This window comes from Burkholderia sp. AU30198 (genome assembly GCF_020419825.1).
Lineage (GTDB): Bacteria > Pseudomonadota > Gammaproteobacteria > Burkholderiales > Burkholderiaceae > Burkholderia.
Genome location: NZ_JAIZSA010000015.1, coordinates 31,874 through 46,317, shown reverse-complemented (window position 1 = coordinate 46,317; position 14,444 = coordinate 31,874). Strand labels below are relative to the sequence as shown.

Annotated in this window: 12 protein-coding genes; 9 read left to right on the top strand and 3 right to left on the bottom strand. The window is 64.1% G+C overall.

Annotation, left to right across the window (positions count from 1 at the left end; genetic code table 11):
- Positions 1–21 precede the first annotated feature (21 nt).
- On the bottom strand, positions 22–1,716 hold the full coding sequence (locus LGN19_RS28070; RefSeq protein ID WP_122948818.1) for an NfrA family protein: 1,695 nt from the start codon (positions 1,714–1,716) through the stop codon (positions 22–24).
- Positions 1,713–3,671 carry a glycosyl transferase family protein gene (locus LGN19_RS28065; RefSeq protein ID WP_226218330.1) on the bottom strand — a complete coding sequence of 653 codons (1,959 nt, stop codon included), beginning with the start codon at positions 3,669–3,671 and terminating at the stop codon, positions 1,713–1,715. The genes LGN19_RS28070 and LGN19_RS28065 overlap by 4 nt, the downstream gene beginning before the upstream one ends.
- 968 nt (positions 3,672–4,639) lie before the next feature.
- Here LGN19_RS28065 and LGN19_RS28060 point away from each other — a divergent pair.
- The 6 genes from LGN19_RS28060 to LGN19_RS28035 all read left to right on the top strand — a co-directional run bounded on the left by LGN19_RS28060 (position 4,640) and on the right by LGN19_RS28035 (position 10,082).
- The gene (locus LGN19_RS28060; protein ID WP_226218328.1) at positions 4,640–4,948 is read left to right on the top strand and encodes a hypothetical protein; all 309 of its coding nucleotides are present in this window, start codon (positions 4,640–4,642) and stop codon (positions 4,946–4,948) included.
- Positions 4,949–4,960: 12 nt separating this feature from the next.
- On the top strand, positions 4,961–6,604 hold the full coding sequence (locus LGN19_RS28055; protein WP_226218326.1) for a DUF2334 domain-containing protein: 1,644 nt from the start codon (positions 4,961–4,963) through the stop codon (positions 6,602–6,604).
- A 107-nt stretch (positions 6,605–6,711) separates the two neighbouring features.
- Positions 6,712–7,680: a hypothetical protein gene (locus LGN19_RS28050; protein ID WP_226218324.1), complete on the top strand. Its 969-nt coding sequence runs from the start codon at positions 6,712–6,714 to the stop codon at positions 7,678–7,680.
- A gap of 312 nt (positions 7,681–7,992) precedes the next feature.
- Entirely contained in the window at positions 7,993–9,192 is a 1,200-nt protein-coding gene (locus tag LGN19_RS28045; protein ID WP_174962051.1) for a PLP-dependent aminotransferase family protein, read from the top strand.
- 12 nt (positions 9,193–9,204) lie between these two features.
- Positions 9,205–9,396, top strand: a complete 192-nt coding sequence (locus tag LGN19_RS28040; RefSeq protein ID WP_226218323.1) for a hypothetical protein — start codon at positions 9,205–9,207, stop codon at positions 9,394–9,396.
- A 98-nt stretch (positions 9,397–9,494) separates the two neighbouring features.
- Complete coding sequence (locus LGN19_RS28035) at positions 9,495–10,082, top strand: pyridoxamine 5'-phosphate oxidase family protein (RefSeq protein WP_226218322.1); 588 nt, start codon at positions 9,495–9,497, stop codon at positions 10,080–10,082.
- On the opposite strand, the gene gcvA is transcribed toward LGN19_RS28035, so the two are convergent.
- The gene (gcvA, locus tag LGN19_RS28030) at positions 10,055–10,975 is read right to left on the bottom strand and encodes a transcriptional regulator GcvA (RefSeq protein ID WP_226218320.1); all 921 of its coding nucleotides are present in this window, start codon (positions 10,973–10,975) and stop codon (positions 10,055–10,057) included. The two genes, LGN19_RS28035 and gcvA, sit on opposite strands and share 28 nt — an antisense overlap.
- Before the next feature lie 134 nt (positions 10,976–11,109).
- On the opposite strand from gcvA, the gene LGN19_RS28025 reads away from it, so the two are divergent.
- The 3 genes from LGN19_RS28025 (at position 11,110) to fabI (ending at position 14,437) form a co-directional block, all read left to right on the top strand.
- Positions 11,110–11,814, top strand: a complete 705-nt coding sequence (locus LGN19_RS28025) for an SDR family oxidoreductase (RefSeq protein WP_043205077.1) — start codon at positions 11,110–11,112, stop codon at positions 11,812–11,814.
- Between the two features lie 204 nt (positions 11,815–12,018).
- Positions 12,019–13,296 (top strand): epoxide hydrolase family protein, encoded by a 1,278-nt coding sequence (locus LGN19_RS28020; RefSeq protein WP_226218319.1) that lies wholly within the window; start codon positions 12,019–12,021, stop codon positions 13,294–13,296.
- 331 nt (positions 13,297–13,627) lie between these two features.
- Positions 13,628–14,437 (top strand): enoyl-ACP reductase FabI, encoded by an 810-nt coding sequence (gene fabI / locus LGN19_RS28015; RefSeq protein WP_374102081.1) that lies wholly within the window; start codon positions 13,628–13,630, stop codon positions 14,435–14,437.
- The last annotated feature ends 7 nt before the right edge of the window (positions 14,438–14,444 follow it).

Below are 14,444 nucleotides of genomic sequence, written 5' to 3'. Positions count from 1 at the left end.
ATCAAGCGTCAGCGTCGATGGCTAGAACCACAATGTCGCGCGTACCACGAGACCACGTGCGCGTGCCGCTGACGTCAAACCGAACCGGTATTGCACCGTGACATCCAGGTAGCTTGCCGGCGCGCTATAGCGGCCTTCGCGAAACCAGTACCGCAACTGGATGCCGGGCCCGGCGCCGATCGCCGTCTTGTCCGGTTGTCGATTGTCGTGATCGCCAGCCACCGCGGCGTGGGGGTAGATGGTCAGCCGATCGCTGATCATCGGCAAGCGCCAGGTGTGCCCGTAACGCAACTCCGAATAAATGATGTACCGACCCGCACTGATGAAGTACGCGCCCTCGACATACGCCTGCCAGCTGCGCCAGCTCGGTTCCGTCACCCTCAGGTCGGTCCCCGCTTCCGACGAATAACCGAGGCGCATCAGCCAGTCGGTCATCGACAGGCTGCCGATGTGGAACAGCCGCTCGGCGGTCAGCACGACGTTCTGGTCGGGCAGCGGCTTGTAGCGTGCGCCCACCGAACCCTGCACGGTCGGCATGCCGGTCACGTTGCCCGTCCCGTCGTAGGCCGTGCCGTATCCGCGCACGAAGAACTGGAAGATGCGGCCGTTCTGATAGCCGATCTTCGGCGGCTGCCAATACACCTCGATACCCGGCTGCAACACGCTGATGGTGCCTTGCGGGCCGAACGCGGCCGACTGGTACGGCGCGCTCAGCACGAACCCCCAGGAGCGCTGAAGCTGCTCGACTTCCCGCCGATAGCCGAACTTGTGCTGCGCATCGAACGTGTGTTCGTTTTCGTCGGCGTCGAGGCTGTGCTCGAACAGATCGATGGACTCCTGGTTCAGCCCGATCCGCTTGGCGGCGTAGCCCGCGTCCGCGTAGTTCATCGCGTTGCCGGCACCGCCGGAAAATCCCTCCTGGAACGCGTCGAGCGCCTCGCGATCCTTGTGGTCGCGCAGCAGGTCATAGGCTTCCTGCAATTTCTGTTGCGCGGTATTGTCCACCGGCGCCTGAGCGGCCTGATCGTCTTGCCGCGCCTGTGCCGCGATCGACGCCGCCATGTTGCGCTCGCCGTCGGTCGTCGCATCGCTGGCCGCCAGGTCCGCCATGCGGATCGCAGTGTCGCGGTCGCCGGCCTGCAGGCTCATCTGAGCGATACGCAACTGGACCACGGCCGATTTTTCATCGGCCAGCGGCGTCAGTGCAATGCCGGCTTCATGCGGACGCTTCGCCGAGAGCGCGCTGTCCGCCCAGGCGAGGCGCAGGTTGCGCTGCTGTTCCTTGCTCCATTTCCCGGTCGCGACGGCGGTGGCGAAATCGCTGCAGGCAACGTCGTAGCGCATCTGACGCTGCGCCAGGTAGCCATGCTGCGCGCGTACCGCCGCACTCTTCGGAAAACGAACGATCAGCGATTCGGTCATCGCGTCCGCTTCGTCGACTTTGCCTTCCCGTCTGTAGACATCGACGAGCAGCAGCCCGAGCTGTTCGCTACCGGGCTGAATCTTGATGGCGCGCGACGCATACACTTCGGCGAGGGGCAGGTCGCCGGCATTGATCGCCTTGTAGGCGCTGTCGGCGAGCCGGTAGGCTTTGGGCGTCAGGTGCTGGGCGGCGGATGCCGGCGCCTGCCAGGCCAGCGACACGGCGATCGCCAGTGCGCTCAACCGTGCGCAGCGCTTGAGGCTGGCCGCGATCGGGAGTCTCGAATGCTTCATGCCTGTTCTCCCGACGGTTTTTTCGCGGGAGCGCCCTGCTGCGCTGCCGGATCGCCGTCGCGTACGCGTGCGAGTTCGACGAAGCGCGAGTGCCGGGCGAGTTCGGCGGTAATCTCCAGGTCGCAGGCAATGAAATAGGCCACCTTCGTCCGGGCGCCACGTCGCACGACATCCTGTTCGTCAGACGTGAGCGGCCGCCCGACCGCGATGTTCAACGTGCCGTCGTCCGCCGTTGAAAACGGGACGGCCCGATACGCGTACTGCAGCTCGAATGCCAGCGAATCCGCGAAGTGGCCCACCGCGACGTTGCCGAGGCACACCCGAGGCAGTTCGGCTTGTTCGGCGATGGCATCCGCCAGCGATTCGGTCGAGAGCGCGCTACCTTCGATCAACAACTCACCGAGCCGCTTGCCGCAGATCAGCTGTTTCTCCAGGCTCGCCTGCAATTGCTCCAGCGTGACCACCCCCCAACCGACGAGGATCTCGCCGATCTTGAGGCGCGCTTTGCCGAGTTCCTGGTTCGACAGATAGGTATGACTGGTCTTGTCCCACGCGATGGGCTTGCCGCTCACGAGATGGCCGAGATAGATGCGCCACGCGCGGCAGACCGCGTAGAAATTGATCAGGTTGTTGACGAACATCCGCGGAATCGAGAGCAGCCCCTGGACCGGGCCGTTCAGCTTGCTGACGAAGTGATAGCGTTGCCCCGCACGCGCAAACAGCATGGCGGTGTTCACCCACAGCAGCGGCGCGACCCAGGAGCCCGCCGCGAGGACGGTGGCGCCGGCAGGGATGGCATGGCCGGCTTTCTGAAGGGCGGCCAGCAACAGGAAGTTGAGCAGCACGCCATAGGCGATCACCGAAAACAGTGACGTCACGATGCCTTTGCGATCGTGGAAGAACATGTAGCGGGTGAGCAGGTTGCCTTTCCAGCCGAGTTGCTCCCAGCCTTGAAAGGCGATGCCGAGAATCCAGCGGGCGCGCTGACGGTAGGCGGTGCGAAATGTCTTGGGAAAGTACTCGCGCGTGGCCAGCAGGTTTCGATTGACGACGCTGCCGCCGGCACGCTCGCGCCCGGTGTCGCGCGCGATATCCGAAAGCGGAAAGCGGGCGAAGGTTTCCTTCATGCCGAGGTCCCTCAGCCGAAAGCTGAAGTCGTAGTCCTCGGTCAGCGAACTGGTGTTGAACGGGCAACCGTTGCGTTCCTTCATCGCCGCTTCGATCGAGCGCCTGCTATAGCACGACGCAACGCCCGCGCCCGGGACGATGCCGGTCAGGCGGGCCCGCACCGGCACGTCCTTCTGGTGCGTTTCGCTGAAGTCGTCGAGGTAGCAGCCGGCGACGAACTCGTTCCACTTGCGCGGCAAGGACAGCACGGGAAGCTGGACCAGGTCGCTCTCCGCAACCGCGTGGTTGAGGTACTTGAGTTCGACCGGATGAATGACATCCTCGCAGTCGTGCATGACGACGCCCGCGAACTGGATGTGATGAACCGCTTCGTAGCGCAGGATGGCTTCGACGATCCAGTTCAGGCAGTCCGCCTTGCAGGTGGGCCCGTCGTTCATGACCGTCGCGCGCGTGACCCTGCCTGGATACCGGCGGACCATCCGTTCGACCTCGGCCGTGGTTTCGGCATCGTTGTGATAGGTGCCGACGAATATCACGTAGCGCTCGTATTCGAGGGTCGCCAACGTGTTTTCGATCATCTTGGCGATTACGTCATATTCTTTCCAGGCCGGCACCATCAGCGCCAGATGCCGCTCTTCCAGCGTGCGCAGCATGCCGATATCGATCGTTTGCGATTTTTCGCGGCGCAGGATCCGCCCGATTTCAAAGGACCAGTAACAGGCGTCCAGGGTGAGGTCATCCAGTGTGCTCACCAGGATGACAATTGCGGTCACAATGGTGACAAGGTTAAGTGCATATAAATATGCACTCCAAATCATGTGATCCATCATTTTTTCCGCACTGTTATCTTGTACTGGATTATTTCCCCTCGTACCGACGCAAGACGAAACGTTCTCCGTCCTCGTCGCCCCCGTCACGCCCACTCCGTGGTTTGCGCCACGCGCATGTCTACCGCTCGAAAAGGCGCTGCGCAGGGCGCGACCTTCCTCGATGCGGCCCCGTTGCATCGCGAACGATGCAACGTGTTCAGTGGATGACTTTTCGACAGCCTGTTCCCTGCTTGCCTGCCGCCGTCCCTGCACGCGTCAGCGCTTGCAGCGGCTCTCCACCCGGCGCACGCGCAGTGCTCCCCGCGCACCGGCTTCGCAACCCACTGCTCATGTAGCAAGTCGTGCGCCATCGCTGCGCGACCCTTGACCTTGCGGGCGTCGCGCGGGGCGTCGTGCAGGATCGGCCCACCGAATCCGTGCCAAATGTTTCAGTGCTGAAACGCGCGATCGACCGACCGGATGACACATCGTTTTCAGACCCTCCGACGCGCCGCGACCGTGGCCCTCGGGAAATCGCCACGCGATTCCAGCGGTGGCCGGCAGGACGGATTGGCGTTGAACCGGAAATGCGGTGCGTCAGTCGTCATGGCGTGTGCATGTCACCCGTGACGATCGCCGCGTTGCATCGCTGCAATGAACGGCGATTGGCTGGTTTTCCCTGAATCGTACGAACAAGTTTTGCGCGTTTGTCCGATTAAATTCGTGACACCGCCGCGTTGCACGCCTGAAACGTTTTATCGACGCATTTTCGAGCTGCGTAGATGCGTCAATTTCGGCGCCTTGTCGCTATGCCCTTTTGGGACCGATGGTACGGTTCTAGCTTGACAGTCAAACCATCTCCTGCCGGATTTATTCGTCTGGTTTCAATCGCGCAGCAGAAATTCACGACATAACGCCCCGAATCCGGATGGCGCTTCGCCGTGCTCGTTTCGTTAACGAGATGGACTTATTTTGCATATCAAAGGATGAAAATCATGCCTTCGCATCGCAAGCAATCTTTTCGGAACGGATTGAGCACCGCCGGATCGCTCGTCGCAATAATCGCCACGCTTGCATTCGCCGTCGGCGTTCAGGATGCGAGTGCGCAGCAGAACGGCAATTCTTCTGTCCAGAGTAAGGTCAAACCGCCTCCGCTGCCGAACGGCTCGTCTCAAATCCAAGTGAAAGCAGGCATGTCCGACGAGGATTGGGACAAGGCGTACAAGGAAACGGGCCGCCCGAAGTTCGACAGGAAGTCCGTCAAGAAATCCAATGGCAATGTGGAACGTGACTAGGGAGAAACGGCCATGAAAAAGATCTTGCTCGTCATCGCCCTGCTTGCGGGACTCGCGCAAATGACATTGCCGGGCACCGCGCATGCGCAGGCCACCACCGCCCATACGCTCGTGCTGTACGACAATCCGGCGAACGATCCTTATTCGAAGCTGGGCCTGATGTACAGCATCATGCTGAGGAACCTGCTTGGCCATTTCAATACGACGGTCGATCTGGTTCCGATCCAGAACTACACGTCCGGCATGATCGGAAGCCACGACGCGACGTTCTATATCGGCGACTACTACAACAACCCGATTCCGACCGCGTTCCTGAGCGACGTGATGACCGCCCAGAAGACGGTGGTCTGGTTCAAGTACAACCTGTGGGAACTGGCATGGAACACGGCCTACACGTTCAACCAGACCTACGGGTTCAGCTTCCAGGGCCTTGCGGGGATGAACGCGACGCCTTCGGCGAGCAATCCGAATCCCGGCTTCTACGACACGGTCACGTACAAGAACCTGTCGATGGTCAAGTACTACGCGTATAACGCGTCGACCGGCGTCATCAGTGCGGATCCGGATGTCGGCCTGACCCAGATCGTCGATACCACCAAGGCGCAGGCGCTCGTCACCATCAAGAACAGCCAGAGCGGTGCAACCGCGCCGTACGTGATGCGCTCGGGCAATCTCTGGTACTTCGCGGACATGCCGTTTTCCTACATCGGCCCGACGGATCGCTACCTGGTGATTTGCGACATCCTGCACGACATCCTGAAGACCAATGCACCGGTGAATCATCGTGCGCTCGTCCGCCTGGAGGATCTCGACGCGTACACGACGACCAGCTCGATGCAGAAGCTGACGAATTTCCTGTACTCGAAGAAGATTCCGTTCACGATGGCAACCATCCCGTTGTATACGGACCCGAACGGCTATTACAACGGCGGCGTGCCGGAAACGATTCATCTGGCACAGGCAACCGGCCTCAAGAGTGCGCTGAACTATGCGGTCGCGCACGGCGGCTCGATCGTGATGCACGGTTATACGCACCAGTACGATTCGACGCCGAACCTGCAGAACGCCGTGAGCGGCAGCGATTACGAGTTCTGGTTCGCCGTGCAGAACCGCCCGGTCGATGAGGACTCCGTGCAATGGGCGGAAGGCAGAATGACCGATGGCCTGCTCGAGTTCACGACCAACGGCTACAAGGTCGTCGGCTGGGCCGCGCCGCAGTACCAGATGTCGCCGGCCGCATCGTCGGCAACCGCCCTCACGTTCCCGACCACGTTCCAGCGGGCCGTGTATTACACCGCGACCAATCCGCAACTCGGAACGGGTGCGGCCAACCAGGACTTTTCTGCCGGGCAGTTCTTCCCGTACATCATCAACACCGATTACTACGGGCAACGAATCATTCCGGAGAACCTGGGCAGTGTGCAGTACAACATCTGCAATATCGACCCGTTCTCGTGCATCACGTACACGTGGCAGCAAATCGTGACCAATGCCCAGTATGGTCTGGCGGTGCGGGACGGGTTCGCGTCGTTCTTCTTCCATCCGTACTGGCTCGAACCCGATCTCGGATTGCCGGCATACCAGGACTTCCAGAGTCTCGTCACCGGCATCACGAATCTCGGCTACACGTGGGTGGACGGCACGACGGCCAAGTGATGACGGCGTAGCTTCAGCCCCGTGCGACCCGCATTGGCAACGCGGGTCGCACGTTTGCGTTTGATCGGCTACGATGACGCGCAGGCATGCTTCCCGGGGAGCCAGCGATGACCACGTACGCGATCCCGGCCTTGCGCAGGATTCGACAGCGCATGGGCCGGTTTCGGCTCGCAGCACGACCGGGCCTGCTCGCCACCGCGCCGCGTTCGTCCCGGGCGGCGACGCTGGCCGCCATCGGCGCATCGCTCGTCGTGGCCGCCTGCAGCTGGACCGCGTACGACGTGCACGCGGACGGCATCGTCTGGCAGGTGGACAACTCGACGACGAATCCGGTCGGCAACTGGCAGATGCTCGGCATAAGCGATCTGCTGATTCAATGGACCGTCGTCGACGATACCGCGTACCTCCCCAACACCCGCATCCAGCCTGCTGCGCACCTTCCCGACTGGGAACGTATCGGTCGTGAGCCGTGGGCCAGAAACGTCATCCTGGGCCTGGCCGGCTACCAGGACGAAAAACGTGCGCGCACCCATCTGTCGACGCTCGCCGACCAGTCCCTGGAAGTGGCGCACGCATCCGTCCCGCTGCATGTCACCGGTTACTACTTCCCGGTGGAAATCGATCCGACCTGGCAGGATGCCCCCAAGCTCGCCGCGGTCCTGCAACGGCTGCCACGCCCGCTCTGGGTGAGCGTGTACGACCAGACCAATATCGGCGGAAAGGCGCTCGCGGACTGGCTCGCGGCATGGCTGCCTTCGGACGTCGGCGTGTTCTTCCAGGATGGCTGCGGCGTCTATGCCCGCGAGCCGTTTGTCGCGCGCAGCTACCTCGACGAACTCGTTTCAAAACTGGGCAAACGGCGCGTGCGGGTCATCGCCGAGGCGTTCCGGCCCGCCGAGCGCGGCGGGTTCCGTTCAGCCAGCGCCGACGAGCTGAGCAGGCAACTGCTCGCGTATCGCGGCTATTCGGTCTATCTGTTCGACGGTCCGCACTATGTGTCGGACGACCTCACGCGCGCGCTCTCGACGTGGAAGCCCGGGCCGCCGCCGGTCGCGCCTGCAGGGCCGGCGCACTGATTCGGCGCGATCCCGGCGAGCGGGGCGGGCGGGGCGAACGCGTGGCGAAACAATCGGACAGATTGGTTTTCCGCCGGCAACACGTGCCCGGAATCCGGTGTCGAAACGTGGGCATACCCGGTGTTTCGCTTCCTCCGCCCACGCGCCATTTGATGACCAAACCGCAAGACCTAGTGCATAGATATCGTTTGCCGCGGCCTTAATGACTATCGACAATCGTGGCTCGATTTCACCGCCGTGGCGCCAGACGCGCCGCGGTGGCCGGCATCGGGCGGCTATCCCGGCCGTCCGCGCCATCCAGCTCACGACGACATGTACGCGTTCACTCCCTCATTCCAGAATCCCGCCGGTTCGCCGATCCGCGAACTGTTCAAGTACCTGTCCGAACCGGGCATGATTTCCTTCGCGGGCGGCTATCCGGCCAGCGACCTGTTCGACGTCGACGGCCTGAACGCGGCCGCCGAGCGCGCGTACGCGCAGCCGGTTCGCTGCCTGCAATACGGCCCGACCGACGGCCTTGCCGAACTGAAACAGCAACTGATCGCGCTGATGGGGCGCCGCGGCGTGGCGTGCACGGCGGCCGAACTGCTCGTCACGACCGGTTCGCAGCAGGGCCTCGACCTGCTGCTGCGCGTGATGGTGTCGCCCGGCGATGTCGTGTTGACCGAGCAGCCGGCTTATCCGGCGACGCTGCAGGCGATGCGTCTGCAGCAGGCGCGCATCGTGACGATTCCGGTCGATGGCGACGGTCTCGACGTCGATCGTCTCGGCGAGCAGCTCGCGTCCGGCGCGATCGCGCAGCCGAAGCTGCTCTACACGGTGCCGACCTTCGCGAACCCGACGGGTGCGACGCTCACGCGCGAACGCAGGCTGAAGCTGTTGCGTCTCGCCGTGCAATACCGTTTCCTGATCGTCGAGGACGATCCGTACGGCGACCTGCGTTTCGCGGGCGAGGCCGTGCCGTCGATGCTGGCACTCGCCGATGAAGTGGACGGCGCGCGCGACTGGCTCGTGCATTTCGCGAGCCTGTCGAAGATCGTCGCGCCTGGGCTGCGCGTGGGCTGGACCATCGCGCCCGCCGAAATCGCGCGGCGCTGCGTGATCGCGAAGCAGACGGTCGATCTGTGCAGCACGCCGTGGACGCAGGCGGCCGCCGCCGAATATCTGGCCGACGGCGCGCTCGAACGCCATCTGCCGCGCATCACGGCTGCCTACCAGCGCAAATGCGATGCGATGTGCGACGCGCTGCGCGACGGTCTTGGCGATGCGATCGAATTCCATCGACCCGAAGGCGGGATGTTCGTGTGGGCGCGGATCGGCGCAGTGTCGTCGGACGTGCTGCTGCAACAGGCGATCGCGAACAAGATCGTGTTCGTGCCGGGCAAGGCATTCTTCGCGGACAACGTCGACGCGGCCTCGCTGCGCCTGTCGTTCGCCGCGCCGGACGTCGACGCGATCCGGGAAGGCGTTGCGCGCCTCGTGCGCGCGTATGGTGCGGCGCTGGCCGCTTGAGGAGACATCCACGTGAATATCACCGTCAACGACACCGTATCGATGGGCGCAGCACCGGGCGCGGGCGATCACCGGCCGGTTGCGCACCGTTCGTCGCAGATCAGCGCAGGGCCGCAGTATGTGGTCGACGTGCTCGGCCGCTTCGGCGCGGAGCCGGCAGCCGACATCGGCGACGCGGCACCGGTCGTGCTCGGCTACAACTGAGCTGCGCGGCAGCAGCGGCCGGCGCGTGATGTGCGTGCCGCTGCCGCCGCAAACGGTTAAGCTTGCGCGATCGCCACCTGCACGATCGCCGCTTCGTCATGCCTGACTCAACGTCCGAATCGCTCGCGCAAACCTACGAGCGCCTGTGGTCCTGCCTCGAATCCGGCGTGAGCGCGCAGCGCTCGCCGTTCACGATGCTGCAGGCCGCGACGCTCGGCATCGACGGCGCGCCAAAGGTACGCACGATCGTCTTGCGGCAGGTGAGCCGCGCCGATCGCGTGCTGTCGTTTCATACCGATGCGCGTTCGGAGAAGGTCGCGGAGCTGCGCCGCGATCCGCGCATCGCGCTCGTCGCCAACGATCTCGATGCGCTCGTGCAGATTCGCGTGGACGGTGTTGCATCGATCTGCGACGACGATGCGCAACGGCGCGCGATCTGGCAAGCGAGCCGCCCGCATACGCTGCTGCTGTATCGCGCGCCATTGCCACCGGGTACGCCGGTCGAGTCGCCTGAAGCCGCGCATGTCGACAGCGCCGCGTCTACGGATGACGGCTACGACAACTTCTGCCTGCTTCACGTGACCGCGACACGCATCGACTGGCTCGAACTCGCGCGCACCGGCCATCGCCGCGCGGTGTTCGACTTGCGTGAAGGCGGCTACGACGGCCGCTGGATCGCGCCCTGACCCTGCTGTTCGTCGGACACCGCCTGCGCGATCATCCACTCGCGCATCACGACGATCGCATCGTCGTCGCGCCGCTCGGCCGGATACACGAGATAAAACCCCACCGACAGCGGAAACGCGAAATCGAACGGCTTGCACAGCCTGCCCGCGGCAATGTCGCGCTCGACGAGCGGATCGGTCGCGAGCGCGATGCCCTGGCCGGCGACAGCCGCATCGATCGCGAGCGACGTCTGGTTGAAGCGCAGCCCCTTGTGCGGATCGATGTCGACGGGTTCCGGCATCGCGGCGAGGAATGCGGGCCACAGGTCGTGCGCGTCGTGCAGCAGCACCTGGCCCGCGAGCGCGCCCGACGACGCGGGCGCGGCCAGCAGCGCGGGGCTGCATACCGCGCACACGTCGAGCGGAAACAGCGCATGCGTGGCGAGATGCTTGCCGAACGGCGGCTTGCCGTAGCGGATCGCGAGATCGACGCCGTCGTGGCGGAACGTCGCGAGCTGCGGATCGGCGATCACGCGCACGTCGTAGTCGGGATGCGCGTCAGTGAATCGCGCGAGCCGCGGGATCAGCCATTTCGACGCGAACGACGGCGTCGTGCTGATCGTCAGCGCGGCGCGCCGCTTCACGAGCTTGTCGGTCGCGTCGGCGATCGCGTGCAGCGCGCGCTGCACGTCGGAGAAATACGCGGCGCCGTCGTGCGTCAGCGCGAGGCCGCGCGGCAGGCGTTCGAACAGCTTCAGGCCGAGCACGTCCTCGAGGTGGCGCACCTGCTGCGCGACGGCGCCCTGCGTGACGCCGATCTCGTCGGCGGCGGCGCGGAAATTGAGGTGCCGCGCGGACACTTCGAACGCGCGAAGCGCATTCAGCGGCGGCAGGCGGGAGGGGCGAGGCGGCATCGTCAGGCTGTAGAAAAACTATCGGCTGGAGGCAGAAATACTGGTTCGACAGTCGGCATCGATGCGCCTACATTACCACCATGGCGCGCCGAACGGCGGCTGCGCGGCGGCAGGATTCGAACGAGGAGCAAATCGTGACTGTAGAAAAAGTGGCGTTGATCACGGCGGCGGGCAAAGGCATGGGCGCGGCGATCGCGCGCGAACTGGCGGCGACGGGCTATCGCGTCGCGCTGATGTCGCCGTCGGGCAGCGCGGCGGCGCTCGGCGAGGAGCTGGGCGGGTTCGGCATCCAGGGCTCGGTGACGGAAGAAGCCGACATCGACCGGCTCGTGCAGGAAACGGTCGCGCGCTACGGCCGCATCGATGCGGTCGTGAACAACACCGGGCACCCGCCGAAGGGCGAGCTGCTGGCGATCACCGACGACAACTGGCACGCGGGGCTCGACCTGATCCTGCTGAACGTGGTGCGCGTGATGCGCCGCGTGACGCCGATCTTCCAGAAGCAGGGCGGCGGCGCGGTGGTCAATATCTCGAGCTTCGCGGCGGACGCGCCCGAGCAGCCGATGCCCGTTTCGTCGGCACTGCGCGCGGCGTTGAGCGCGTGGACGCGTCTTTACGCGGAACGCTATGCGGCCGAGAACATCCGGATGAACGCGGTGCTGCCCGGCTTCATCGACAGCTGGCCGGAAACGCCGGAGATCGTCGCACGCATTCCGGCCGGCCGCTTCGGCAAGACCGGCGAGATCGCGAAGACGGTTGCGTTCCTGCTGTCCGACGGTGCCGGTTACATCACCGGGCAGAACATTCGCGTCGACGGCGCGATCGTCAAGGCGCTCTGAGCGTCGTACCGGCGAGCGGCCGCACAGGCCGGCCCGCTCGCCGTGCAGCCGCTACAAACGCGTACAAATCAGACAAATCCGGGATACATCAGACCTTTCAAATGGGCGACGCCGCGTGACGAGGGCGCGCCGGATTGAAAGCGAGGGCGCGTTTCCCGCGCGCGGCATGTTCACTTTCCACTTCACGAAAGGAGATGCCGAACGATGTCTTCCACACCGTTTTCCCCGATGCGTCGCCACCTGCTGGCCACCTCCGTGGCCGCCGGGGTCTCGGCGATGCTGCCCACCGCGCTGCATGCGGCGACCGGTAACAGCGGCATACGCCCGTTCACCGCGCACATTCCCGATGAAGCCGTGGCCGACCTGCGCCGCCGCATTGCCGCGACGCGCTGGCCGGGCCGCGAGACCGTTGCCGACGAATCGCAAGGCGTGCGGCTCGCCCGCATGCAGGCGTTGCTGCGTTACTGGGGCACCGACTACGACTGGCGCAAGGGTGAGGCGCGCCTGAACGGTTTCCCGATGTTCATCACGGAAATCGACGGGCTCGACATTCATTTCATCCACGTGCGTTCGCGGCACGAGAACGCGATGCCGATGATCATGACGCACGGCTGGCCGGGTTCGATCTTCGAGTTGCTGAAGGCGATCGGCCCGCTGACCGACCCGACTGCGCATGGCGCGAGCGCGGACGATGCGTTCCACGTCGTCGTCCCGTCGTTGCCGGGCTTCGGCTTCTCGGGCCGGCCGACGCAGACCGGCTGGGGTTCCGACCACATCGCGCGCGCGTGGGGCGAGCTGATGGCGCGGCTCGGCTATACGCGCTTCGTGTCGCAGGGCGGCGACTGCGGCTCGGTGATCTCGCACAGGATGGCGATGCAGCGCGTGCAGGGTCTGGCCGGGATACACGTGAACATGCCGGCGACGGTGCCGCCGGATATCGCGACGCTGCTCGCGACCGATGCGCCCGCACCGGCTGCGCTGTCGCCGAAGGAGAAGGCCGCGTACGAGAAGCTCGCGACGTTCTATCGCGACAACTGCGGCTACTCGGCGATGATGGTCACGCGCCCGCAGACGGTCGGCTATGCGCTCGCCGATTCGCCTTCAGGGCAGGCTGCATGGATGTACGACAAGATCTCGCAGTGGACGTATAGCGGCGGTGTGCCCGAACGCTCGATTCCGCGCGACGAGATTCTCGACGACATCTCGCTGTACTGGCTGACGAACACCGCAACGTCCGCCGCGCAGATCTACTGGGAGGATCACTCGAACAACTTCAATGCGGTGGATATCTCGCTGCCGGCCGCGATCACGGTGTTTCCGGGTGAGATCTACCAGGCGCCGCGCAGCTGGGCCGAGCGCAGTTATCACAACCTGATCTACTTCAACGAAGTCGACAAGGGCGGGCATTTCGCGGCATGGGAGGAGCCGGCGCTGTTTGCGCGTGAAGTGCGTGCCGGGTTCCGGCCGTTGCGGCGCGTGTAAGCGAGGACGATTGGCGAACGCGGGCGGCGCAGTCATGCGGCTTACGTTCGCCTCTGCTTTATCGCGAAAACAGCGGTTACTTTGTTTCTGCCTGCAGAAGCAATACGCGCTTCCGCGCACGATTGAATGACATATCGATGAAATTCGCGCTGCCCGATCGAAACATTCCATCGTAATTATTTGATTCAAAAGCGATTTTGATAAATATCAAAAATATATCGCATGAATGGTCTGATGGTTTGAAACCCTTAATACAATGATTCACGGCGGAAAGGCCAATCGGCCCTTTCACAGTTTCGCTCCGTGAAAAAATACGACCCGGGGTTTCACGATGACGAATAGCGACGTGCGCGAGTCACGCGTGCCGTGCAACGGCATGCGACCGCTTGAAGGCCGAAGGGGAATCGTCGTCGGCATGGCGAACGAGCAGAGCATCGCCTGGGGATGTGCGCGCGCTTTTCACGCGGCTGGTGCCGAGCTGGCCGTGACCTGGCAATCCGACCGGGCGTTGCCGTATGTCGAGCCGCTGCTGGAACAGCTGAAGCCGGCGATCGCGATGCCTCTCGACGTGAGCCGGGCCGACCAGATGCACGCGCTGTTCGACACGATCGGCGAGAAGTGGGGCGGCCTCGATTTTCTGTTGCATGCCGTTGCCTATGCACCGAAGGCCGATCTGCACGGGCGGGTGGTCGACAGTTCGCCGGACGGGTTCGCACTCGCGATGGATACCTCCTGCCACTCGTTCATCAGGATGGCGAAGCTTGCCGAGCCGTTGATGACGTCCGGCGGAAGCCTGATGGCGATGACCTATATCGGCGCCGACCAGGCCATTGCGGAGTACGGCGTGATGGGGCCGGTCAAGGCGGCGCTGGAGGCCACCGTTCGCTATCTTGCCGTCGAACTGGGGCCGGCCGGCATCCGCGTGCATGCGGTTTCGCCCGGCGCATTGCCCACGCGGGCGGCCTCCGGGCTGCCGAATTTCGATCACCTGCTTGACGACACCGCACGGCGCGCGCCGTTGCGCCGGCCACTCGACATCGACGACGTCGGCGGGCTGTGCACCTTTCTTGCCAGCGATGCCGCACGGGCGATGACCGGCGGCGTTCACTACATCGACGCAGGGATGCACGTGCTCGGCTGACGCGAGG

Bases quoted from the DNA above. Each gene is read 5' to 3' on its own strand.
- LGN19_RS28070 (WP_122948818.1), bottom strand. From the start codon at position 1,716: ATGAAGCATTCGAGACTCCCGATCGCGGCCAGCCTCAAGCGCTGCGCA.
- LGN19_RS28065 (WP_226218330.1), bottom strand. From the start codon at position 3,671: ATGGATCACATGATTTGGAGTGCATATTTATATGCACTTAACCTTGTC.
- LGN19_RS28060 (WP_226218328.1), top strand. From the start codon at position 4,640: ATGAAAATCATGCCTTCGCATCGCAAGCAATCTTTTCGGAACGGATTG.
- LGN19_RS28055 (WP_226218326.1), top strand. From the start codon at position 4,961: ATGAAAAAGATCTTGCTCGTCATCGCCCTGCTTGCGGGACTCGCGCAA.
- LGN19_RS28050 (WP_226218324.1), top strand. From the start codon at position 6,712: ATGACCACGTACGCGATCCCGGCCTTGCGCAGGATTCGACAGCGCATG.
- LGN19_RS28045 (WP_174962051.1), top strand. From the start codon at position 7,993: ATGTACGCGTTCACTCCCTCATTCCAGAATCCCGCCGGTTCGCCGATC.
- LGN19_RS28035 (WP_226218322.1), top strand. From the start codon at position 9,495: ATGCCTGACTCAACGTCCGAATCGCTCGCGCAAACCTACGAGCGCCTG.
- gcvA (WP_226218320.1), bottom strand. From the start codon at position 10,975: ATGCCGCCTCGCCCCTCCCGCCTGCCGCCGCTGAATGCGCTTCGCGCG.
- LGN19_RS28020 (WP_226218319.1), top strand. From the start codon at position 12,019: ATGTCTTCCACACCGTTTTCCCCGATGCGTCGCCACCTGCTGGCCACC.
- fabI (WP_374102081.1), top strand. From the start codon at position 13,628: ATGACGAATAGCGACGTGCGCGAGTCACGCGTGCCGTGCAACGGCATG.